This window comes from Nonomuraea recticatena (genome assembly GCF_039533245.1).
Lineage (GTDB): Bacteria > Actinomycetota > Actinomycetes > Streptosporangiales > Streptosporangiaceae > Nonomuraea > Nonomuraea roseola.
In genome coordinates this window covers 448,713-469,947 of sequence record NZ_BAAATE010000002.1, presented here as the reverse complement: position 1 = coordinate 469,947, position 21,235 = coordinate 448,713, and the positions used below count along the sequence as shown (strand labels likewise).

Genomic DNA, 21,235 nt, shown 5'->3' with positions numbered 1-21,235 from the left:
GGTCGCGGCGGTCCGCAGCGTCCACAGGATCGCTGATCGCGCGGCCCATGGGGTGGCCACGTCTGCAGGGTCGGTTCATCTCGTCCCCTGACAAGCGCCATCCTCCTGTCCCCTGTTGTCGCTCATGGCCGTGGTGGCGATCGCCCTGGCGGTCCTGCTGGCCTTGCAGGGGTTGGGCACGCTGGGGACCGTCACGGCCGGCGCTCTTCCCGCCGTGGCCGCGACGGTGCTCTCGGCGGCGCTCGTCGCGCTGCTCGTCGTTCCTGGGGCCTCCCTCGCGTGGTTCGCGCGGCGCCGCTGACGCGTTGCCCGACTCAGTGGCGGCGCGAGCGGAACCGCTCGAAGAAGCTCTTGGCCTTCTGCTGGTTGTGCGGGTCGCGGGCCATGCGCTTGGCCTTGTCCATCGTCTGTCTGCCCGAGGGGCTGCGCAGGTACGCGCGCACCCGATCAATGATCGTTGACATGTCCATCCCCTACCCCGCACATTCGCCTCGATGCGCCGACGGGACACCGCAGTAGGCTCGATCCGGTGGAGAGCCCTCGAAGGAACGAGGCGGAGCTGCTGGACAGGGCTCGCGGCGGCGACGCGGCGGCCTTCGACCTGCTGGTCGCCGGATATCGGAGCGAGCTGACCGCGCACTGCTACCGGATGCTCGGCTCGCCGCAGGACGCCGAGGACGCCGTCCAGGAGTCGCTGCTCAGCGCGTGGAAGGGGCTGGCCGGATTCGAGGGCCGCAGCTCGCTGCGCACCTGGCTCTACCGGATCAGCACCAACGCCTGCCTGCGCATGAGCGCCAGGCGCCCCCGGCGGCTCCTCTCTCCCGACCAGGGTCCTGCGCGGCGCGACACCGCCGACCTGGGTGAGCCTGTGACGGGCCCGGTCTGGCTCGAACCATGGCCCGACGACGTGCCCGCCGACGAGCCGGACCCTGAGGCGAGCTATCTGCGGCGCGAGGACGTGGAGCTCGCCTTCGTCGCCGCGCTGCAGCATCTGCCCGGCACCCAGCGCGCGGTCCTGATCCTGAGGGAGGTGCTGGAGTTCTCGGCCGCCGAGGTCGCCCACCAGCTCGACACCACCCCCGCCTCGGTGAACAGCGCCCTGCAGCGCGCCAGGAAGGCGGTCGAGCAGCGGGTCCCCCCTGTGAGCCAGCGGGCCGAGCTGGCCGCCCTCGGCGCCGAAGGACGCCGTGAGCTGGTCGACGCCTTCGTGTCGGCCTGGGAGAGGGCCGACGTGGACGGCATCGTGGCCATGCTCGCCGACGACGCCAGGTTCACCATGCCGCCGCTGCCCGCCTGGTTCGACGGCCGCGCCGACGTCGCCCGCTTCCTCACCGAACGGGTCTTCGCCACCGCGTGGCGGCTGAAGCCCCTGTGGGCCAACGGCCAGCCCGCCCTGGCCTGCTACCAGCAGAGCCCCGACGACGGCCGCTTCCTGCTCGGGGCGATCAACGTGCTCAGCCTGCGCGCCGGACGGATCACCGAGCTGACGGGCTTCCTCGACCCTGAGGTCCACCGCCGGTTCGGCCTGCCACGAGAGTTGCGGGATGAAAATCCCGGCCAGTTCCCGCCGGAGCGATGAATCAGCGACGGCCGAGGTCTCTCCCCTCCTGAAGCGCCTTTCACGACAGGAGAGTTCCGATGCGCAAGCTGATCGTCACCAACATCATCTCGCTGGACGGCCACCACGAAGGGCAGGGCAACGACGTGATGGCCCTGCCGATGGACGCCTTCTTCGACTCCCACAACGCCGAGCGGCTCCGCGCGGCCGGCACGCTGCTGCTCGGGCGGAAGTCGTACGAGATGTTCAAGGACTTCTGGCCGTCGCTGGCCGACGACCCCGAGAAGGTGGCCACCTTCACCGACGACCCCGAGCAGCGCGAGGTCATGCGCGAGATCTCACGCCTCAACAACGCCATCGAGAAGGTCGTCGTCTCCGACGGCCTCACCGCCGACAGGACCGCGCCGTGGACCGCGACCACCCGCATCGTCGCCCGCGCCGAGGCGCACCAGCGGATCGCCGAGCTCAAGCGCGGGCAGGGCGGCGACATCCTGGTCTTCGGCAGCCGCACCCTGTGGAACGACCTGCTGGCCGCGGGGCTGGTCGACGAGCTGCACCTGATGATCGGCGCGGCCGTCCTGGGCGCGGGCACGCCCGCGTTCGCCGACGGCAAGACGCCGCCGCTGCGCCTGCTCGGCACGCGGTCGCAGGAGGGCTCGGACAACTTCCTGGTCCGCTACGCCGTGGGGTCCGGGGACGAGCGCCGGCACTGACGCGCCGACGGGGTGGCCCGCCGTACCGCGACAGGGTGCGGTACGGCGGGCGGTCCGCGCCAGATCGTGCGCCCATCCGGCACAATGAGATCCACGCTCCTACCCGCTCGAAGGCGAGGTCTCCGTCCGCATGCGTCGTGACCGATCGGAGAGCTCCTGATGCGGCGCGTTCCGCCCCTGCGATCGACCGATCCCCGGCAGGTCGCCGGGTTCACCCTGCGCGGACGGCTCGGCCAGGGCGGCCAGGGCACGGTCTTCCTCGGCGTCTCCCCCACAGGGGAGCATGTGGCGGTCAAGCTCCTGCACGCCGCCTTCGGCCAGGACACCGAGGCCAGACGCTACTTCGACAGGGAGCTGGCGGCGCTGCGGCGGGTGGCGCCGTTCTGCACGGCCCGAGTCCTGGCCGCCGAGCCCGACGCCGACCCTCCCTACGTCATCAGCGAGTACATCGACGGCCCCTCGGTGCAGGACGCGGTCCGCGACCGCGGGGTCATGGCGGGCGCCGAGCTGACCCGCCTGGCCATCGCGACCGCGACGGCGCTGGGCGCCATCCACGCGGCGGGGGTCGTCCATCGCGACTTCAAGCCGGCGAACGTGCTGCTCGCCGCGGACGGCCCGCGCGTCATCGACTTCGGCATCGCCCGCCCGCTCGATGCCACGGCCGCCACGGTCAGCGGTGTCGTGGGCACCCCCGCCTACATGTCGCCCGAGCAGCTGGCGGGCGACCCCGCGGGCCCGTCCCTGGATCTGTTCGCGTGGGCCTGCACGATCGTGTACGCGGCCGCCGGCCGTCCGCCGTTCGGTCATGAGCCGCTTCCCGCCGTGATCAACCGCATCCTGAACGCCCCGCCCGACCTCGGCCCGCTGACCGGGACCTTACGCGCCCTCGTCGCCGCCTGCCTGGAGAAGGACCCGTCGCGGCGGCCGACAGCCCAGCAGGTGCTGCTGGGGCTGATGGACGAGCGGCCCGGCGCCCCGATCCCCCCTCTCCCCGGCCCCGTCGATCCGCGGCCGCCCGCGGCCCGCTCCTGGTCCCCCGCGCCCCCGCCACCGGGACCGCCCTCCTGGCAGAACGCCGCCCCGCCGTCCTGGCAGACCTCGAAGCCGCCTGTGGGGCCGCCCTCGACCCAGCCCAGCCGGATGAAGGGCAGGGCGGTCGCCGGCGCGGCGCTCACCGCGGGCCTGGCCGTCCTGACGGTCCTCGCCGTCGTCATCGCCAACGGCATGCGACAGCCGGACACCACCTCAGGCCCGACCCCCTCGCCCTCCACCGCCACCTCGCAGGGGACGCCCGCGGGGCAGCTGGCCCGCTCGCCCCGCCTCGGGCTGGAGTTCTGGCAGGACGGCGCGCCCAGCCTCCTCACCCTGACCGACCTCGAACGCCCCGTCACCACGGTCGCCATGAAGCGGGCGCCGTTCGAGCTGCGCTTCCCCACCCTCCCCAAGGACACCCCTCTGCAGATCTGCGCGTGGACGGACGCCTCCGTCTTCTCCGTCACCGACGGCGGCAGAACCGACGATCATCCCTGCTTCGCCCCTGGCACCGGCATCGCCGACTACGAGCACGGCTCGGGCACCCTGTACCTGAACAACGCGGGCCACAACCACCTGGTCGGCAGCCGCGTCGCCGCTCACTCCTCCACCCAGGACAAGGTCCTGTTCGCCAGCCTCTTCCAGGGCGGCGCCGCGTCGCCCGTGGCCCAGCGGCAGGGTGAGCTCTACCTGACCGTCTTCGTCGACCTCGACGGCGACGGAGCCTTCAAGCGGGCCGGCGAGGGCGAGTACGAGTATCTCGTCCTCGACTTCCCCTCCTGATCGCGTGGCACGGCGGGTTGACTCCTCGCGTCCCTGGCGGTGTGGTGGCGCTACGGGTAACAGAACGAGATTCGGAGGCCGTCGTGCCGATTCCGCGCTCCATCCTCACCAAGGGTGACCTCCCCGACCTCGATCTGCGCGTCGTACGGGGCGCCTGACCCTCCGACATCTCGGGCGTCGTCCACCATGACGACGGCTTCCGCGTCGAGCTCCTGGACGCCGCCGACGTCTCGCGCGGCCCCGTGGCGACGCTCGCCCCTCCGGGCGGAGAGGTGATCCCTTTCATGATCCACGGGGCGTGGCTGCCTCGCGCGGTTCCCGCTCCGCGAGACCTCGAGCGTCTCTCCTTCGCCGACGACCTGGACGACAGGCTCTCCAGCCTCGATCCCGGCCTCCAGGCCGCGGCCAGGGCGGTCGCGGCCGACCTGATCCAGGAAGGCGAGCGCCACCCTGAGTGAAGTCACGAAAGCCGACCGTGACATTCGCCTGCGCGCCGCCCGGCCATGGCCGCCCTCTCGCCCTACCGTGGGGGGGTGAGCGCCAACCACAACCAGCCGGCAGGCGCGGCCGGGACCACCGAGACGGCGGACGCGGCCGCCCTGGTCATCAGCGAGTGCGCCCGCTTCGGCGCGTGCGTGCAGATCCTGGCCCGCCGGCTCGGCGAGGCCGACGCCGACCGCGACGAGCTTCAGCAGGCCGTCATGTACGTGCACGCCGTGCTGGCCGATCTGATGGCCGCCGTCAGGCCGCTGCACCATCAGGACCTGCGGCGGATCCTGCACGACCGCGCCGTCGGCCGTACCCGCTGCGCGGGCGGCTGCCGTCCCCACCCGCCGGGTGAACGCGCCGACTCCGACGCCGACGCCGGGACCGCGCTGTGCGCGGGCTGCGGCGGCGCGGCCTGCGCGCGATGCACCTACCCGGTCCCTCTGGACGGCCCCGCCCTGTGCTGGCGATGCTCCGATCCCGGCGGCGAAGGCCAGGACGGCGCGAGCCGCCCGCCCGGCAGGGAGCACCGCCATGGCGGCGACCTGCCCTGGGTGGCCACCGCCTAGGGGAAGAGAGAGCTCCCATATATTCTTGAACGAAAGTACTAGTTGTACTATCGTTCAAGTATGGCGATGGAGAAAAGCGTCCTGACGCATGCCGGGACGCCACGTGCCGGGGTGCGGGAGTGGTTCGGCCTGGGGCTGCTGGCGTTGCCGACCGTGCTGTTGGGGCTGGACGTCACAGTGCTGTACCTGGTGTCGCCGAGCATCGCCGCCGAGCTGAATCCCACCGCCGCACAGACGTTGTGGATCATGGACGCCTACGGCTTCTTCATTGCCGGCTTCCTCATCACGATGGGAACGCTGGGAGATCGGATCGGCAGGCGGCGCCTGCTGATGATCGGCGTCGCGGCGTTCGCCGCCGTTTCGATCCTCGCCGCGTTCGCCCCAAGCGCGGGTCTGCTGATCCTGGCGAGAGCGCTGCTCGGCATCGCCGGCGCCACGCTCATGCCCTCAACGCTGTCGCTGATCAGCAACATGTTCACCGACGTACGCCAGCGGGCCGTGGCCATCGGCGTGTGGGCCACCATGTTCGCCCTCGGCATGGCCGCCGGTCCCATAGTGGGCGGCGCCCTGGTCGACCGATTCTGGTGGGGGGCGGCCTTCCTGCTCGCGGTGCCGGTGGCGATGATCGTCCTCGTCGGCGCGCGTACGCTGCTACCCGAGTACGCCGCGCCCGGCGAAGGCCGGCTCGACCTCGTCAGCGTCACCCTGTCGTTGGTCGCCATCCTGCCGGTGGTCTACGCCGTGAAGAACATCGCCACGCACGGGGTCGACGCGCTGACGCTGCTGCTCGTCCTGATCGGCGCGGCGGCGGGGATCGCCTTCGTCCGCAGGCAACTCCGGCTCGCCTCCCCTCTGCTGGACGTGACGTTGTTCGCCGACCGTGCCTTCTCCGCCGCCTTGGCGGTTCTGCTGATCGGACTCGTCGGTGTGGGCGGCACGATGTACCTCGTCACCCAGTACCTGCAGCTGGTCGAAGGGCTCTCCCCTGCGGTGGCCGGACTGTGGATGGGCCCACCGGCGCTGGCCATGTTCGCCGCGGCCATCGGCGCCCCCGTCGCGGCCAGGCGCATCCGGCCAGGGACGGTCATGGCGGCGACGCAGGGGCTCTCCGTGATCGGATACGCACTCCTCGTCACGGCTGACACCGACAGCGCGGTGAGCGTCGTGATCGGATTCGCGTTCGTCTACCTCGGCTTGGGGGCCATCGCCGCACTGGGCACCGACATCGTCGTCGGAGCCGCTCCGGCCACGAAGTCCGGGTCGGCGGCGGCAATGTCTGAAACCGTGCAGGAACTCGGGCTCGCCGTCGGGGTCGCCCTGCTGGGCAGCCTCACCACGGCCGTCTACCGTTCCCAGGCCCAGCCGCCATCGCAGGTGGCGCCCGAGATCGCCGCCCGGGTCGCCTCCGGCCTGGACGGCGCCGTGGCGGTCTCCGACCGGCTCCCGCCGGGCACTGTCCAGGGCGCGCAGGAAGCGTTCACCACCGGGCTGAACATCGCCTCCCTCACCGCGGGAGCCGCGATTGTGGCCGTGACCGCGCTGTGCCTGCTCATGCTCAGACACATCCGCCCCATCGGGGAAACCCAGCCGTGATCGTCTAACCTTGTGCTCAGGAGGGGGCATGGGCGACGACAACAGATCCACGGACGCACGCAAAGCCAGAGGGGAGAAGCGCCGCGCTGAGATCATCGAGGCCACCTTGGCCGTCGTCCAGCGTGACGGCGCGGCCGGTGTCACCCACCGCACCGTCGCCAAGGAAGCCGGCATACCCGTCAGCCTGAGCACCTACTACTTCGCCACCATCGACGACCTGCTGGTCGCGGCCCTGACCAGCATTGTCGAGGCCTACACCGCGCGCATCCGCCACATCATCGACAACCGCGACGACAAAGTTCGCGGCCTGGCCGAGCTCATCGCCGAATCCGCTGGCCCCGGACGTGACCGCGCCCTGGCCGAACGCGAACTGTCCACACTCGCCGCCCGAAGGCCCGCCCTACGCCCCATCGCCCGCCGCTGGCGCGAGAGCGTCGCCGAACTCGCCCAGCACTGCACCGACGCCCCCGATGCCGTCACCGCACTCGTCGCGACCTCCGACGGCCTCTGCGCCGCCATCCTGATCGACAACGCACCCGCCGACACCGACTACGTGCAGGCCGTCCTGAAGCAAGCGCTCGGCCTCCAGGCCGAGGCCACCAGGCGGGCGCCTCCCGATCCTTCACCGTGGTGAAGTGGTGACGGAGTGTGACAGGATCGCCGGGTGTGTACGACGCTGCGGATCCTGGTCGCGCTCGTCCTGGCGCTCGCGCCGGCCGGTCCCTCGACGGCGGCCGAAGAGCCGTTGGACGGCTTCGCCATCGAGCACGTCCCGCGCGGCGCGGGCCCGAGCGTGTCGGAGTTCGCCTACGAGCCCGACGAGGGAATCAGGTGCGCCTCGCGGGTCTGGGAGCGGGCGACAGGCGACGGCGGTCACAGCGTCGACCTGACCGTCGTCGTCCTGCGCGGCGCGAGCCTGACCTCGCTCGGCCAGCTCCGCTCGTTCATGGCGCGCCACCACGAGCGGGCACCCGGCTCCTGGAGCGAGGTCATGGTCGGGGCGCGTCCGGGGCTGCGCGCGGATGGCCACGTGTTCTGGCTGATGGAGCCGGGCGTGGCCGTCTCCGTCACGATCGACACCGGCAGGTTCGGCCCTGGAGAGCTGACGGCCGTCGCCGAAGGCGTCAGGCCCGCCTGACGGCCGCCCTCCCTCACGGCTTGAGCGCCTCCAGCAGGCGTTCGGCCTCCGCCGCGAGGACGGGCAGGTCCGCCTCGGGGTCGGGCGAGCGGGCCAGCAGCATGCCGCCCTCGCAGAGCGCTCCGAAGACCAGCTGGGCCCTGGCGGGCAGGTTCCCTTCGGCCAGCAGCCCGTCGGCGGCGGCCATGCGCATGCCGTCGAGCAGGACCCTGAGCGTGTGACCGTACTCGATCTCCCGCACGGCCTCCCACCCCAGCACCGAGGGCCCGTCCAGGATGACGATCTGCCGGAAGCCCGGATCGAGACAGCGCTCGAGGAAGGTACGGCAGCCGCGCCGCAGCGCCACCCACGAGTCGGCCTCGCTCATGGCCACCCGCCCCAGCATGGCGGCGGTCTCCTCCTGCTCGCGGACGAACGCCGCCCTGAACAGCGCGGGCTTGCCCTCGAAGTGGTGGTAGGCCGCGCCCTTGGTCACCCCGGCCGCCGCGGCGATCGCGTCGATCGACGTCGCGGCGTAACCGTTCCTGCCGAACAGCTCCTGCGCGGCGCTGACCAGCTGTGATGTCGTCGCGTCCGAACGCTCGGCCTGGGTGCGGCGGCCCATCGTGCACTCCCCCATTGACTTACGTACTCGCGGTACGTAACTTCGACAGAAGTTACATACCCTCAGTATGAAACATGGAGGTGAGTTGTGTCCTCACCGCACATCGCCGTCTACGGCGCCACCGGTCACACGGGGCGCCTGGTCGCCGCCGAGCTGCACGCCCGAGGCAGGGAGGTCATCCTGGCCGGTCGCGACGGCGCGGCGCTCAAGACGCTGTCCGACGAGCTCGGCGGCGCGCGCGTCCACCAGGCGACTCTGGACGACCCCGCCGCGCTACGGGCGCTCGCGGCGCAGGCGTCCGTCCTGATCCACTGCGCGGGTCCCTTCACCGAGACCGGCAAGCCTGTCGCGCAGGCCGCGGCCGAGGCCGGCTGCCACTACGTCGACCACGGCCTGGAGCAGCACCACACCCGCTGGATGTTCGAGGCCATGCGGGAGCCCGCCCAGCGCGCGGGCATCACCATGGTCACCGCGATGAGCTTCTACGGCGGGCTGGGCGATCTGCTCGCCGGCGCCGTGGCCGAAGGCCTGACCGGCATCGAGCGGGTGACGGTCGCCTACGCGGTGACCGGATGGCGGCTGACCACGGGGGCGAAGAAGACCGCCGAGCTCCTGTTCGCCGACACCCAGCGGATCACCTACACCGACGGCGCCTTCCACATCGGCTACGTCGAGCCGCGCAACGCGGTCTTCCCCTTCCCTCCGCCGCTCGGCCCGCGCACGATGATCGCGCCGCTCCCCTCGTCCGACGTGGTGACCATCCCCAGGCACGTCGAGGCGCTGCGGGTGGAGGCGCAGCTGACCGCCGACACCTTCTCCGAGGAGCAGGTCTTCACCAGCGAGCACATCGACGCCGAGACCAGGGCGGGCTCCGACTTCACCGTGGCCGTCCAGGTGATCACCGCGGACGGCGGCAGGGCGGGGCAGGTGCGCGGGCACGACCTGTGGCGTGCCAGCGCCGTCGCCTCAGTGGAGGCGGCCCTGCGCCTGGCAGACGGACAGGGTCCCGGGTCGAGCGGCGTCCACGGCCCCGCCGAGGCCTTCCCCGCCGAGCCGTACCTGCGCGATCTCGAACGGCTCGGCCTGTTCACTCTCAGCATCCAGGGAAAGGCGGAACGATGATCCTCGTCACGGGCGCGGCAGGAGGGCCGCAGGGCTCGACAGGACGGCAGGTCGTCGACCTCCTGCTCGAGCGGGGCGAGGCCGTGCGGGCGTTCGTCCACTCCGACGACCACAGGGCCGATGAGCTGCGCAAGCTCGGGGCCGAGGTGGTCGTCGGCGATCTGCGCGAGATCTCCTCCGTACGGCCTGCCGTACGCGGGGTGCGGCGGGCCTTCTTCACCTATCCGGTGACGGCCGGCCTCCTGGACGCCACGGGCGTCTTCGCGGCGGCGGCCAGGGAGGAGGGCGTGGAGCGGGTCGTCGAGGTGTCCCAGCTGGACGCCGGCCCCGAGGCCGGCACGCCGCGGATGCGCCGCCACTGGGTGTCGGAGCAGGTCTTCGACTGGGCGGGCGTGGGCGCGGTGCACCTGCGGGCAGCGGTCTTCTTCGAGAACCTGGCCGTCGTGGCCGCCGCGGGAGAGGGCGGGGAGCTGGCCCTTCCGCTGGGCTCGAGGGACACGCTGCTGCCGCTCGTCGCGGCCGCCGACGTGGCCAGGGCGGGGGCGCGTCTGCTGCTCGAGCCAGGACCTGTCGACCCGATCTGCCTGCTCACCGGGCAGATGGCGACCATCGGCCAGGTGGCGGAGGCCATGGGCCTGCGCTACGTCGATCTGCCTCCTGAGCAGTGGGAGGAGCGCGCGATGGCCGTCTACGGCGACCCTTACGCCGTCGAGCACCTGTCGCACCTGTGGGCGATCTTCAGGTTCATCGGCTCGGCCGACCACCCGCTCTACCGGGTCACCATCGAGCGACCGGTGACTCTGGAGGAGTTCGTCCGCTCCACCACCTGAGGCTCCACGATCTGCCGCGCGGCCTCGCGTAGGGCGCCGCTCATCGCCTCGACCAGCGGCGAGGGGTGCCTGCGCGAGGCGGCCACCCCGACGTACCTGGCCGGGCGGGGCGGCCTGACCGGCACGAGGGTGAGGTCCGCGGCGCCGGGATCGAGCCCGAGCTCGGGCACCAGGGTGACGCCCAGCCCCGCCGCCACCAGGGCCTGGGCGAAGAAGTAGTCGGTCGTGCTGCCCGAGACCCGCAGCTCGAACCCCGCCATGGCCGCGTAGCGGCGCAGGAAGCCCTCGGTCCTGGTGCATCCGATCACCCATGACTCGCCGGCGAGCTCGGCCAGGTCGAGCTCGGCTCGCCCGGCGAGCGGGTGACGGGGCGGTAGGACCACCGACATGGGATCGTCCATGAGCGGCGTCCACTGCAGGCCGGACGAGTCGGGCAGCGGCCCGTCGAAGTGGTAGGCGACCGCCAGATCGGCCCTTCCCTCCCGCACCAGCGACAGGCTGACCTCGGGCTCCCCCTCGACGACGTTGACCTCGACCTCGGGATGGGCGGCGACGAAGCCATCCAGCGCGGACGGCAGCAGGCGGCGCCCGCCGCTGGTGAAGGTGGCGACGGTCAGCCTGCTGCGTCCTGTCGTGAGCCTGCTGATCTGCTCGCGGGCCCTGTGGAGCTCGGCGAAGATCGCCTCGGCCGACTCGACCAGCAGCCGCCCCGACTCGGTGAGCACCACGCCGCGGGTGCTGCGCTCGACCACCGGCGCGCCGACCGCTCGCTCCAGGGCGGAGATCTGCTGGGAGACCGCCGACGGCGTGAACAGCAGCACCGCGGCGGCCTTGCTGAAGCTGCCCTGCCTGGCCACCTCCCGCAGCACCCGCAGTCGCGCCACGTCGATCATCAGTTCTCCTTAAAGCGGGTTAAGCAAGCTGCCACTTCTGCTTAAGACCATAGCCGGGCAGGCTCGGTGCCCATGAGAACCGTCTGCGTCATCGGGGGCAGCCGATACTTCGGCCGCCACCTGATCGAGTCCTTGTCAGCCGTCGCGAAGGTCACCCTGGTGAACAGGGGATCCATGCCGGCGCCTCCCGGGGTCGAGCACGTGGTCGCCGACAGGGACTCCGCCTCCGCCATGACGGCCGCCCTGGGAGACCGCGCGTTCGACGTGGTGATCGACCAGGTCTGCTACACCCCCGACCAGGCGCGCACGGCCCTCGAGGTCTTCGCGGGCCGTACCCCTCGCTACGTGATGACCTCGACGATCGAGGTGTACGCCGACCTGGAGCACAGCGGGCCCGTGGCGGAGACGGCCGTGGACCCGCTGACCGTGCCGGTACGGCACGGCCTGCGGGAGTACGCCTACGGCGACGGCAAGCGACAGGCCGAGGCGGTCCTCGCCCGGGAGTCCGCCTTCGACTTCGTCAGCGTGCGCAGCACCCACGTGCTCGGCGGACATGACTTCACCGGACGCCTCGCGCACTACAAGGAGCGCATCGCGGACGGCAGGCCTGTCGCCGTCCACGCCGACCCGAAGCCGACCTGCTTCGTCAACGACAGAGAGATCGCCGCCGTGCTCGAGTGGGCGGCGGGCGCGGACTTCACCGGCGTCGTCAACGCCTGCTCCCACGGCGAGCTGGACGTCCTCGCCCTGTGCGAGGTCATCGCCGCGAAGGTGGGCAGGCGGCCGGTGTACGAGCGGGGCGAGTCGCCGTACTCCTTCGAGCGCTACTACGCGATGGACAACAGCCGGGCCACGAGCCTCGGCTTCACCTTCTCCCACGTGAGCGACTGGCTGGAGGAGGCCGTGGCATGCGCCTGATCGGTCAGCACGAGGTCGGCGCGATCGGCATGGGCGCCATGCCGCTGTCCATCGAGGGACGCCCCGGCCGCGACAGAGCCCTGGCCACCGTCCGCGCCGCGCTCGACGCGGGGATCACCCTGATCGACACCGCCGACTCCTACCACTGGCACGCCGACGAGGTCGGCCACAACGAGCGGCTTCTCGCGGGCTTCTCGAGGGAGGCGATGATCGCCACCAAGGGCGGCAGGGGCCGTCCCGGCGACGGCTCGTGGACGGTGAACGGCACGCCCGGCCACCTCGTCCGCGCCTGCGAGGCCTCACTGAGGCGGCTCGGCGTCGAGGCCATCGACCTGTACCAGCTGCACAAGCCCGATCCGGAGGTCGCGTGGGCCGACTCGGTCGGCGCCCTGCGCACGCTGCTCGATCAGGGGAAGATCCGCATGGCGGGCATCTCGAACGTGACGGCCGAGCAGATCCTGACGGCCCGCGAGATCCTCGGCGAGGGGCTCGTCTCGGTGCAGAACCGCTTCTCGCCCGCCGTACGGGACAGCGAGCCCGAGCTGCGCCTGTGCGCGGACCTCGGCCTGGCGTTCCTGCCGTGGAGCCCGCTCGGCGGCATCTCCCGCAGTTCGCTGGACGGGCCTTCGGCCGACGAGGGCCCGCGCACGCCCTTCCACGAGATCGCCCGCGAGCGCGGGGTGAGCCCGCAGCGCGTCTGCCTGGCCTGGCTGCTCACCCTGTCGCCCACGCTCATCCCGATCCCCGGCGCCAGCCGCCCGGCGACCATCCGCGACTCGGCCGCCGCCACGACCCTCACCCTGACCGAGACCGAACTCGCCCGCCTCTCGTAGCGGGCCTGCCCCACATCGGATCGCCTGGCCGTTGAAAATCAGCGGGCAGGGAGTGTGAATTCGGGCTGGTCGAGGAGGCGTAGCCAGCTGCCGTCGGGCTGGCGGCGGACGACCTGGGCGCGGGCGCCCGCGCCGTCCCTCGGCGGGGTCGAGGTGAGGGCGAGGTCGCCGCTGATCAACGTCGGCAGCGGCTCCTCCGGCTCGAAGCGGGGACGGTTGGCCAGCACCTTCGCCCACAGCTCGCGGATCGCCTCACGGCCCACCGTCTGGCTGCCCGGCGGATAGGCCAGCACCGCGTCCTGCTCGTACAGCTCGGCGACTCCCGCCGCGTCACCCGCGTTGGACCGTTCGACGAACAGCCTGGTGATGTCCTCGGGCCTCATGGCCTTCTCGTATTCCGTCATGTCTCCAGCCTCGCCCGCTCCACGCTAGAAGTCCAACAGATAGGATTGCTGGAAACTAGAATCTCTGCTTATGGAACTGCGACAGCTGGAGTACTTCGTCGCCGTCGCCGAGGAGCGGAACTTCACCAGGGCGGCCGAGCGGGTGCACATCAGCCAGTCGGGCGTCAGCGCCCAGATCCGTCAGCTCGAACGCGAGCTCGGCGCCGAGCTCTTCGACCGGTCGGCGCGCACCGCCACCCTCACGGTCGCAGGCAAGGCCGCGCTCCAGCACGCCCGCGCCGCGCTCGCCGCCGCGGACGCGCTCGGCCAGGCGGTGGACGAGGTGAGCGACCTGATCAGGGGCAGGCTCACGGTCGGCATGGTCATCGGCTGCACCATCACGCCCCTGTTCGACGCCCTGGCGGCCTTTCACCGGGCGCATCCGGGGGTGGAGCTCTCACTGCTGGAGGACAACTCCGACCGGCTCGTCGAGGGGGTCCGCGCAGGCGCCCTCGACCTGGCCCTGATCGGCGCCGCGACCGCCACCCCCGACGGCCTGGGAGCGCTGACGATCATCAGCGAACGCCTCGTGGCCGCGGTCCCCTCCGGGCACCCTCTGGCGGAACGGCAGGCGATCAGCCTGCGCGACCTCGGCGCGTACCCGATCGTGTGCATGCCGCCCGGCACCGGCCTGCGCACGGTGTTCGACCGCGCGTGCGCCGCGCAGGGCCTCCACCCCGCGATCGCACTGCAGGCCAGCGCCGCGGACGCCATCGCCGACCTCGCCGTCCGGGGGCTCGGCGTCGCGGTCCTCAGCGAGTCGATGGCCGCGCACCACCGCGACCGGCTCACCGCCCTGCCCCTGGACGACGTCGAGACGCCCGCTCTGCTCGCCCTGGTCTGGAAGAGCGCCCACGGCCCCGCGGTGCGTGAGTTCCTCCGGTACGGCAGGCGCGCCTTCGCAGGTCCCAGCCCTGCCGATCGCGCCGGCCGAGAGGCCTCGTCATGAGCTCCGTGACCGGTCTGCTCGGTGACGAGGAGCTCGAACGCTCGTCGGTCGTGGCCAACTGCCTGATGAACCGCGAGCGCCGCCTGCCCGGCTACAACCGCGAGCTGGGTCTGGACCTCGCCGGCCACCTCCGCGCCCGAACCGCCGAAGGGGCCAGGGTGCGATGGCTGGACCTGTGCTGCGGAACGGCAGGCGCGCTCTTCGAGGCCGCCCACACGCTCCCCCCGCAGGTCGAGATCGTCGGCGTGGACCTGGTCGACTTCTTCGCGGGCCCGCAGGACCCGCCCAGGTTGCGTCTGGTCACGGCCTCGGTCGCCTCCTGGGAGCCTGACGGCGTCTTCGACCTGATCACGAGCGTCCACGGGCTGCACTACGTGGGCGACAAGCTCGGCGTGATCGCGCGGGCCGCGCGCCGGCTCACCGACGACGGCCTGTTCGTCGCCAACTTCGACACCCGCGGCGTACGCGTCGAGGGCGGCGCGCCGGCGGGAGCTCGCCTGACCCGCGACCTGCGGGCCGCCGGCCTGACGTACGAGCCGCGCACCAGGCGGATCAGCTGTCACGGCCGACGAGAGATCACACTCCCCTACTCCTACCTCGGCTCCGACGACCAGGCGGGCCCCAACTACACCGGCCAGCCCGCCGTCGACTCCCACTATGCCCGCCGTCCGTCGTCCTGAGTCTGTCGGTGATGATCTCTAGAGTCCTCGACCATGACGAGCGCGACACAGGTGCACGAGCATGGTTCACCCGCCTGGCAGGAGGTGCGTGACCTCATCACCGAGCGCAGGACGAGGTTTCTGGCGGACCGGGTGCTCGCGCTGACCGAGGCGGAACGCATCGAGGTGGCCCGACTGCTGCCTGAATTGCTGACGGAGCTGCGCGAGGCCGCCGCCCGGCGTGCCCGTGAGAGCTGGATGGCCGGGAACGATCTCGATGACGACGAGGCCTCCTGGCCCGAGTCGGCTCGGAACAACCTGGACCTGCTCATCGAGTTCGACGTGCGCGAGGAGCTCGAGCAGCTCGCGGGGCCGCTGCGCGTCGCGGGGGCGGGGACGATCTCCGGCTCGGCCGCGACCGTCGCCTGGCTCACCCGGCGCGAGCTGAGGCCGCGACAGCAGACGCCGTCCGACACCGAGCACCTGCTCCGCGTACTGACGGCCCGTCCCGCCGCCTGGCACGCCGACGTGACCACCCGTCTGGCCGGGAAGATCCGCACCGCGGCCGACCCCGGCGCGCCGCTGGTGCTCGCGCTGCTGCGGGCCGGCGGCATCGAGCCGCCGCCGCACGACCCGCTCGTGGTCGCCTGGGTCTCCTCCCCCGTGGTCACGTCCGACCCGCTGGTCACCACGCTGCTCCCCCGGATCTTCGAGGCGCAGGGGGTGGGCCGCGCGCTGCGAGAGGAGCGGCTGACGCCCGCGCCGACGCGGTGGCTGGGCCTGATCCGGCGACTGCTCGCGTCAGGAAGGCTGTCGCGCGACCAGCTCCTCGACGGCTGCGTGAGCCGGTTCCTGCGCGGTGGCGACGCCGCTGATCTGCGTTTCTTCGTACGGCTCCACACCCTGCTCGACCCCGCGCCCGCCGAAGCGGCCGCACGGGCGCGCGACTACCTGAGGCTGCTTCCCGCCGCGCCCGGCACGGTCGCCGAATTGGCGCTCGCGCAGGTGCGGCGCACGGGTCCGCACGACAGCGCCGACGTGGCGGAGGCGATCGGCGTCCTGGTCTTCCGCGCCGAGGCCAAGCTGGCGCGCGCGGGCCTGAGCTGGCTCGACGAGCGGGTACGGCGCTCGCCGGCGACGGCCGACGAACTGGCCCCTGCCCTGGCGACGGCCTTCGCGCACACCTCGTACGAGGTCCAGAGCCGGGCGGTGCAGCTCGCGCTCAAGCATGCGGCCAGGTTCGAGAAGGGCACGGTGCTGATCGCCGAGGCGGTGCCGTCGCTGCCGGTGGACCTGGGAGCGAGGGTGGCCGCCGTCTTCGGCGGCGACACCACCGAGGCCCCCGCACCCTTCGCGCCGCCGCCGCTGCCCCCCGTCGAAGCCGTGGGCCGCTTCCCCGGGCCCACGGCCGCGTTGGGCACTCTCAGCTGGAACACACACGACTGGGCGACGGTCGAGCGGTGGCTGGCGGGCTTCGTCGCGCTCGCAGCGGACGATCGCACGGCGCTGCGCGAGCAGCTGGCCCCCGTGTTCGGTGACCGCCGTCCCTCCCTGTACGCCGCGGCGCGCTGGCTCGACCCCTCGCAGTGGGTCGTCGCCCTCGCCCAGGAGGCGATCACTCCGGGCGCCGATCCCGGCGTGCCCGACCCTGAGCCCGTCAGTACGTGGGCCGGATCGAGCCTCTCCGTGCGTGTGATGCCCGACCCCGCGGTGGAGTTCAGGCGGCGCAACCGGCTGCCTGAACCGCACAGCGTTTCGCCTCCGCACCTGTTCGTGCTGCACCGGCTCTGTGAGCTCTACCGGGCGTTCAGGACAGGGGCGCTGCCGCCTGTCCTGCTGGCGACGCCCACCCTCATGTCGGGGAGCCTGGACCCGGAGGTGCTGGTGGACCGACTGGAGGCGTGCGCGGCGGCGGGTTGCGACCCGCTCTCCGCCGACCTGCAGCAAGCCCTGCTCCGCCTCCCGCGCGGCATTCACCCCGAGGCCGCCGAGCGGGCTGGGCGCGTGGCCTCCCATGCCGCGGCGACGGTCGCCTCCTGGCTGGCCGAGGGCGGCCTGCCCGACCCCGAGACGGGCTTCACGTGGGGATACCTCGAAGGGGCGAGCGGTTACCTCTTCGACGAGCGAGAGCCCGCCCATGACGGCTGTCACCGCGACGTCCGGCCGGTCCCCGTGCTGCGTGCCGAGCCGACCGGTCATCCCCTGATCGACGATCTGCTGCGCAAGCCGGCGCCATGGCGGAGGGGAGATCACGGCCGCGCGATGGCCTGGTGGCCCGCGATCCTTCCGTCGCACAGGGAGGTCGTGTCGGTCAACTACCTGCCCCACCTGCTCAACCAGTGGAGCGCGCCGAGCGTGGACCCGGCGCACCTGGCGATGCTGGCCGAGGCGGACGGTCCTCTGGGAGACGCGACCGCGCTCATCCTGGCCACCTTCCTGGCCGGGCGGGATCAGGAAGCGGTGCCGCTGCTGGTGCGGATGGCGGCCCGTGGCGGCCTGCCCACCGGGGTGCTGGGCCGCCAGCTGGGGCTGCTGATTCGCCGCACATGGTTCGAGACCCGTCCGGTGCTGGCCTCGCTCGCCGAGGCGGCTCAGCAGGGGGCGCAGGCGCAGGTCTGGGAGATCCTCATGGGCCTGTTGCCGGTCCTGCTGCCAGGTGAGGGCGAGCGGCCGACCGTCACGCATGCGGAGGCGGTCGCGCTGGCCGCCGACGTGGCCCTCTGGAGCGGGGCGCGAGGAGAGATCGCGGCCGTGTCCACCCATGCGGCAAGCGGCAGGAACAGCCGTTTCGCCCGCGAGTGCGCCCGCCTGCGCGACCGGCTCGCCGGGCACGACGCCTCCGCCGGGTGAGCGCGGCGCCCGGGCGCGGGCGGGTTCCACCTGCCCGCGCCCTGGGTTCTCACCTCGACCAGCCGGCCATCGCTCTGCACGTCCTGTTCATGGTTCTCCTAGTGGACCTCGAGCTCGGCGAGCTGCATGTGGTACGGGGCGTCGCGGTGACCGGTGCCGACGACCCTGACGTGACGCGCGGTGACGGGCGTGAAGGAGAAGGCCTGCGCGCTCGCGCCTGGCCTCGGGTACCCGGTCCTGGTGGCGACCGTCGTCCAGGAGGAGCCGTCGGCCGAGACCTGAACCGTGAAGTCCGTGGGGAAGCCGGAGCCGGTGTTCTCGCCGTCCGACCTGGCGTGGAGGTCGACCCTGGAGACCAGGCTGGGGCCGCCGAGGTCGACGGCCGCCCATTCGGTACGGCCGGCCGTACCGGGCAGGCTGCTCCAGCCCATCGAGTACCAGAGCGCCGAGCGCGCGCCGTCGGTGAGGTTGGTCCGCAGCCAGCCCTCGTCGGTGTACTCCACCGAGCTGGACGCGGTGACCGGGCGGCCCGCCGCGAGGTTGCCGCCGACGGCCTCGATCTCGGCCAGCTGCATGTGGTGGTTGCCGTGCTGGTCGGGCCTGAGGTTCGTCCCCGTCACCCTGATGTGGCGGACCGAGGCGGTGGGGAAGGGGAAGGTCTGCGCGCCCGCGCCTGGCCTCGGGTACCCGGTCCTGGTGGCGACCGTCGTCCAGGAGGAGCCGTCGGCCGAGACCTGGACCGTGAAGTCCACGGGGAAGCCGAGGCCGGTGTTGGGGCCGTCGGAACGGGGATGGAGGTCCACCCTGCTCAGAGGCCTGGCGCCGCCGAGGTCGACCTGGATCCACTCGGTGTGGTTGCCGCCCATGTTCGCGGTGGAGCTGCTCCATCCGATGCCGGCGCGGGCGCCGTCCACGACGGCGGGGGTGGTCCAGCCATCGCCCTCGTAGGAGCTGGAGACGGTCACCGTACGGCCCTCGGCCGGGTTGGTCTCAGGGTTGACCCGCACGTTGTCGAAGCGGGCGCTCGCGCCGCCGGTCACCAGGGCGAGGCCGCCCACGGGGTAGGCGCTGTCGGTGACGGTGAGGATCTTCTTCGCTCCCGCGTGGACGGTGAGGGTCCCGCCGCGCGCCGCCACCCGCAACCTGGTCCACTGGCCCGAGACGTAGCCCGGCACGACGGCCGAGCCGAGCGTGACGCCGCTGCGGTAGACGAAGACCTGGCCGTTGTCGCGCAGGGCGACCAGGTAGCCGGTGTCCATGTCGGTGGCGTTGAGGTTGCGCACCATGAGCCCCGCCCAGTTGGTCCTGCCCCCGCTGGCGTTCACCCCGGTGATCCGCAGGTCGACGCCCGCCACCACGTCGCGGTAGGCCCTGCCCTCCAGCGCGGCCGTGATCCCCCAGGTGGCGGAGGAGTCGGACTGGACGTACTCGCCGCCGCTGACCGACCAGGCTCCCGCGCTGTGCCGCCAGCTCTTCTCGCCGGCGGCGAAGTCGTCGGCGTAGGGGAAGCTCAGGTCGGGTCCCTGCGAGACGAGCGCGTCGAGGATCTGCCTGTGCCGGTTGTCGACCTCGCGGCCGGACTGCTCGTAGGAGGTCGAGTCGGTGATCAGGGTGTTGGCGATGGCCCGCGCGGTGACCGGCTTGGTCCTGGCCAGCAGGTTCAGCAGCTCCACGTCCTCCAAGCCGTCGAGCTGGGTCTCGCTCCTGACGCTGTCGTAGACGTCGTAGGCCGCCTTGTTCGGCCTGACCAGCCAGTTGTCGCCGGTCTGCCAGTCGTCGAAGGTGTCCGATGGCCGGTTGAGGTCGCTGAAGTCCCACCAGAAGTTCCAGCCCCAGTGCAGGTAGCCGGTCCCGCCGATCTTCCAGGTGAGCCAGGGGGTGAGCCTGGTCGAGGCCAGGTGGTAGGAGATGAAGCGGTTCATCCGCCTGTCCTGCGGGACGATGCAGTTGTAGAGCCACAGGTCGGCCCCGCTCAGGCGGCGGCGCTGGTAGTAGCCGACGTTCCCGTCGTAGAGGCCCGTGTACGGCGTCGCGGTCGTGAGGTCGCCCTCCATCGCGGGCAGCACGGCCAGGTGCGCCTCGTTGGTCAGCGGGTCCGGGAAGTACTCGCGGTACGTGGCGTAGACCCACTTGGCGGCGTTGACCTGGTTGGCGGTGGACGGCTCGTCCAGCGCGCTCATGTAGAACAGGTCGGTCCACCCCTTGGCGTCCAGGTGGGCCTTGAGCGCGGGGAAGAGCTGGGCGAGGTAGGCGTTGGTCTCGGCGGTGTCGGGGTCGGCCAGGACCCGCTGCACGACGCCGTTCACCTTCTTGATCATGTCGAGCTTGACGACGTCGTTCGGCAGGCCCTCGAGCAGGTGCGGGGTGTAGATGTACTGCATCGCCCCCGCGTCGACGAAGGTCTGGACGAACCTGTCGAAGGTGGCCCAGCCGAAGGTGTAGTCGCCCGCCGCGTCCACGGTCGTGTCGGGGATGAGCAGGGCCTGGAAGTCGGCGAAGATCACGTTGTTGCGGTGCTTCGCGTGGTTGGCCGCGATGTTCTCGATGACCCGCCACCAGTTGGCGTCGAACATCTGCACGCCGTACTGGGCGGGGATGGCCCTGACCGTGCCGTTGTAGTCCCAGCCCGCCGAGGTGAACCAGTTGTTCATCTTGAAGGTGGACCGGTCGGCGGGCGGGATCGTGACGCCGTAGACCGTGACCGCGACGTTCACCATGACGTCGCCCGCGCCGCTCCTGACCGTGGCGGTGCCGGTGTACGTGCCGGGAGCCTGCGAGGCGGGGACCCTGACGCTGTAGTGGTAGGGCAGGGTGAGGTTCGCGGCGAGAGTCTGCGGCGTGTTCTCCACCAGCGCGTCGTAGTAGGCGGTGCCGCCGTCGGGCGGGCTCTGGTGCGCGCCCACCTTGGAGATGCGCGGGTGGTTGTACTCACGCCTGACGGTGACGGCCGACGCGGGGATCACCGCGCCCGAGGGGCCGCTCAGCGCGCCTGCCGTGACCTGGACACCGGTCAGCGGCGTGTCCGACCTGACCAGGATCTGCGCGGCCTCGCTCTCGCCACGGGCCGCCCAGAGCGCGATCGAGGAGGAGGCGCTCGACGGTCGGACGGTCGAGGAGAAGGCCCGTTCGGCCGCGCTCTGCACCCAGACGGACAGCGCGGCCGCATGGGCGGGAACGGCCAGGAGGGTGGAGATGACGAGAAGGGATACCGCTGCTGACAGGGCCGGTCTGATTGCCATCCAAGGCTCCTCACGAGATCCCC

Annotated in this window: 21 protein-coding genes; 16 read left to right on the top strand and 5 right to left on the bottom strand. The window is 71.8% G+C overall.

Annotated elements, in window-relative coordinates; translation table 11 throughout:
- The first annotated feature begins 115 nt into the window (after nucleotides 1-115).
- Nucleotides 116-301, top strand: coding sequence for a hypothetical protein (locus tag ABFX50_RS05500; RefSeq protein ID WP_346143794.1), 186 nt, complete (start codon nucleotides 116-118; stop codon nucleotides 299-301).
- Between the two features lie 13 nt (nucleotides 302-314).
- Here the strand turns inward: ABFX50_RS05500 and ABFX50_RS05495 are convergent, their stop codons facing one another.
- Nucleotides 315-464, bottom strand: coding sequence for a hypothetical protein (locus tag ABFX50_RS05495; protein WP_183645441.1), 150 nt, complete (start codon nucleotides 462-464; stop codon nucleotides 315-317).
- A 65-nt stretch (nucleotides 465-529) separates the two neighbouring features.
- Here ABFX50_RS05495 and ABFX50_RS05490 point away from each other — a divergent pair, with 65 nt between their 5' ends.
- The 8 genes from ABFX50_RS05490 to ABFX50_RS05455 all read left to right on the top strand — a co-directional run bounded on the left by ABFX50_RS05490 (nucleotide 530) and on the right by ABFX50_RS05455 (nucleotide 7,872).
- Nucleotides 530-1,579: a sigma-70 family RNA polymerase sigma factor gene (locus tag ABFX50_RS05490; protein ID WP_346143792.1), complete on the top strand. Its 1,050-nt coding sequence runs from the start codon at nucleotides 530-532 to the stop codon at nucleotides 1,577-1,579.
- Nucleotides 1,580-1,638: 59 nt separating this feature from the next.
- Nucleotides 1,639-2,271, top strand: coding sequence for a dihydrofolate reductase family protein (locus ABFX50_RS05485; protein WP_346143790.1), 633 nt, complete (start codon nucleotides 1,639-1,641; stop codon nucleotides 2,269-2,271).
- Between the two features lie 159 nt (nucleotides 2,272-2,430).
- Nucleotides 2,431-4,086 (top strand): serine/threonine protein kinase, encoded by a 1,656-nt coding sequence (locus ABFX50_RS05480; RefSeq protein ID WP_346143788.1) that lies wholly within the window; start codon nucleotides 2,431-2,433, stop codon nucleotides 4,084-4,086.
- Between the two features lie 284 nt (nucleotides 4,087-4,370).
- Nucleotides 4,371-4,544: a hypothetical protein gene (locus ABFX50_RS05475; protein WP_346143786.1), complete on the top strand. Its 174-nt coding sequence runs from the start codon at nucleotides 4,371-4,373 to the stop codon at nucleotides 4,542-4,544.
- A 75-nt stretch (nucleotides 4,545-4,619) separates the two neighbouring features.
- The gene (locus ABFX50_RS05470; RefSeq protein WP_346143784.1) at nucleotides 4,620-5,141 is read left to right on the top strand and encodes a hypothetical protein; all 522 of its coding nucleotides are present in this window, start codon (nucleotides 4,620-4,622) and stop codon (nucleotides 5,139-5,141) included.
- A 60-nt stretch (nucleotides 5,142-5,201) separates the two neighbouring features.
- Nucleotides 5,202-6,734 carry an MFS transporter gene (locus tag ABFX50_RS05465; protein ID WP_346143782.1) on the top strand — a complete coding sequence of 511 codons (1,533 nt, stop codon included), beginning with the start codon at nucleotides 5,202-5,204 and terminating at the stop codon, nucleotides 6,732-6,734.
- Between the two features lie 28 nt (nucleotides 6,735-6,762).
- Nucleotides 6,763-7,368 (top strand): TetR/AcrR family transcriptional regulator, encoded by a 606-nt coding sequence (locus tag ABFX50_RS05460; RefSeq protein ID WP_346143781.1) that lies wholly within the window; start codon nucleotides 6,763-6,765, stop codon nucleotides 7,366-7,368.
- A 30-nt stretch (nucleotides 7,369-7,398) separates the two neighbouring features.
- The gene (locus tag ABFX50_RS05455; RefSeq protein WP_346143779.1) at nucleotides 7,399-7,872 is read left to right on the top strand and encodes a hypothetical protein; all 474 of its coding nucleotides are present in this window, start codon (nucleotides 7,399-7,401) and stop codon (nucleotides 7,870-7,872) included.
- A gap of 13 nt (nucleotides 7,873-7,885) precedes the next feature.
- Here the strand turns inward: ABFX50_RS05455 and ABFX50_RS05450 are convergent, their stop codons facing one another.
- The gene (locus ABFX50_RS05450; protein ID WP_346143777.1) at nucleotides 7,886-8,476 is read right to left on the bottom strand and encodes a TetR/AcrR family transcriptional regulator; all 591 of its coding nucleotides are present in this window, start codon (nucleotides 8,474-8,476) and stop codon (nucleotides 7,886-7,888) included.
- Nucleotides 8,477-8,563: 87 nt separating this feature from the next.
- Between ABFX50_RS05450 and ABFX50_RS05445 the strand changes: the two genes are divergently transcribed.
- Both ABFX50_RS05445 and ABFX50_RS05440 read left to right on the top strand, forming a co-directional pair.
- Nucleotides 8,564-9,598 carry a saccharopine dehydrogenase NADP-binding domain-containing protein gene (locus ABFX50_RS05445; protein ID WP_346143776.1) on the top strand — a complete coding sequence of 345 codons (1,035 nt, stop codon included), beginning with the start codon at nucleotides 8,564-8,566 and terminating at the stop codon, nucleotides 9,596-9,598.
- Nucleotides 9,595-10,428: an NAD(P)H-binding protein gene (locus tag ABFX50_RS05440; RefSeq protein WP_346143774.1), complete on the top strand. Its 834-nt coding sequence runs from the start codon at nucleotides 9,595-9,597 to the stop codon at nucleotides 10,426-10,428. The genes ABFX50_RS05445 and ABFX50_RS05440 overlap by 4 nt, the downstream gene beginning before the upstream one ends.
- Here ABFX50_RS05440 and ABFX50_RS05435 read toward each other — a convergent pair.
- Nucleotides 10,368-11,321 carry a LysR family transcriptional regulator gene (locus tag ABFX50_RS05435; protein ID WP_346143772.1) on the bottom strand — a complete coding sequence of 318 codons (954 nt, stop codon included), beginning with the start codon at nucleotides 11,319-11,321 and terminating at the stop codon, nucleotides 10,368-10,370. The genes ABFX50_RS05440 and ABFX50_RS05435 overlap by 61 nt on opposite strands.
- A gap of 72 nt (nucleotides 11,322-11,393) precedes the next feature.
- On the opposite strand from ABFX50_RS05435, the gene ABFX50_RS05430 reads away from it, so the two are divergent.
- Complete coding sequence (locus ABFX50_RS05430; protein WP_346143771.1) at nucleotides 11,394-12,239, top strand: Rossmann-fold NAD(P)-binding domain-containing protein; 846 nt, start codon at nucleotides 11,394-11,396, stop codon at nucleotides 12,237-12,239.
- Nucleotides 12,230-13,072 (top strand): aldo/keto reductase, encoded by an 843-nt coding sequence (locus ABFX50_RS05425; RefSeq protein WP_346143769.1) that lies wholly within the window; start codon nucleotides 12,230-12,232, stop codon nucleotides 13,070-13,072. The genes ABFX50_RS05430 and ABFX50_RS05425 overlap by 10 nt, the downstream gene beginning before the upstream one ends.
- Nucleotides 13,073-13,110: 38 nt before the next feature.
- Here ABFX50_RS05425 and ABFX50_RS05420 read toward each other — a convergent pair whose 3' ends face one another.
- Nucleotides 13,111-13,476: a YybH family protein gene (locus ABFX50_RS05420; protein WP_346143767.1), complete on the bottom strand. Its 366-nt coding sequence runs from the start codon at nucleotides 13,474-13,476 to the stop codon at nucleotides 13,111-13,113.
- A 70-nt stretch (nucleotides 13,477-13,546) separates the two neighbouring features.
- Here ABFX50_RS05420 and ABFX50_RS05415 point away from each other — a divergent pair, with 70 nt between their 5' ends.
- Genes ABFX50_RS05415 through ABFX50_RS05405 form a run of 3 tightly spaced genes read left to right on the top strand, consistent with a single transcriptional unit; the run spans nucleotide 13,547 to nucleotide 17,973 of the window.
- Nucleotides 13,547-14,464 (top strand): LysR family transcriptional regulator, encoded by a 918-nt coding sequence (locus ABFX50_RS05415; protein ID WP_346143766.1) that lies wholly within the window; start codon nucleotides 13,547-13,549, stop codon nucleotides 14,462-14,464.
- Nucleotides 14,461-15,144, top strand: coding sequence for a class I SAM-dependent methyltransferase (locus ABFX50_RS05410; protein ID WP_346143764.1), 684 nt, complete (start codon nucleotides 14,461-14,463; stop codon nucleotides 15,142-15,144). The genes ABFX50_RS05415 and ABFX50_RS05410 overlap by 4 nt, the downstream gene beginning before the upstream one ends.
- Before the next feature lie 33 nt (nucleotides 15,145-15,177).
- Complete coding sequence (locus ABFX50_RS05405; RefSeq protein WP_346143762.1) at nucleotides 15,178-17,973, top strand: DUF6493 family protein; 2,796 nt, start codon at nucleotides 15,178-15,180, stop codon at nucleotides 17,971-17,973.
- 98 nt (nucleotides 17,974-18,071) lie between these two features.
- Here the strand turns inward: ABFX50_RS05405 and ABFX50_RS05400 are convergent, their stop codons facing one another.
- On the bottom strand, nucleotides 18,072-21,212 hold the full coding sequence (locus ABFX50_RS05400; protein WP_346143761.1) for a discoidin domain-containing protein: 3,141 nt from the start codon (nucleotides 21,210-21,212) through the stop codon (nucleotides 18,072-18,074).
- Nucleotides 21,213-21,235 lie beyond the last annotated feature (23 nt).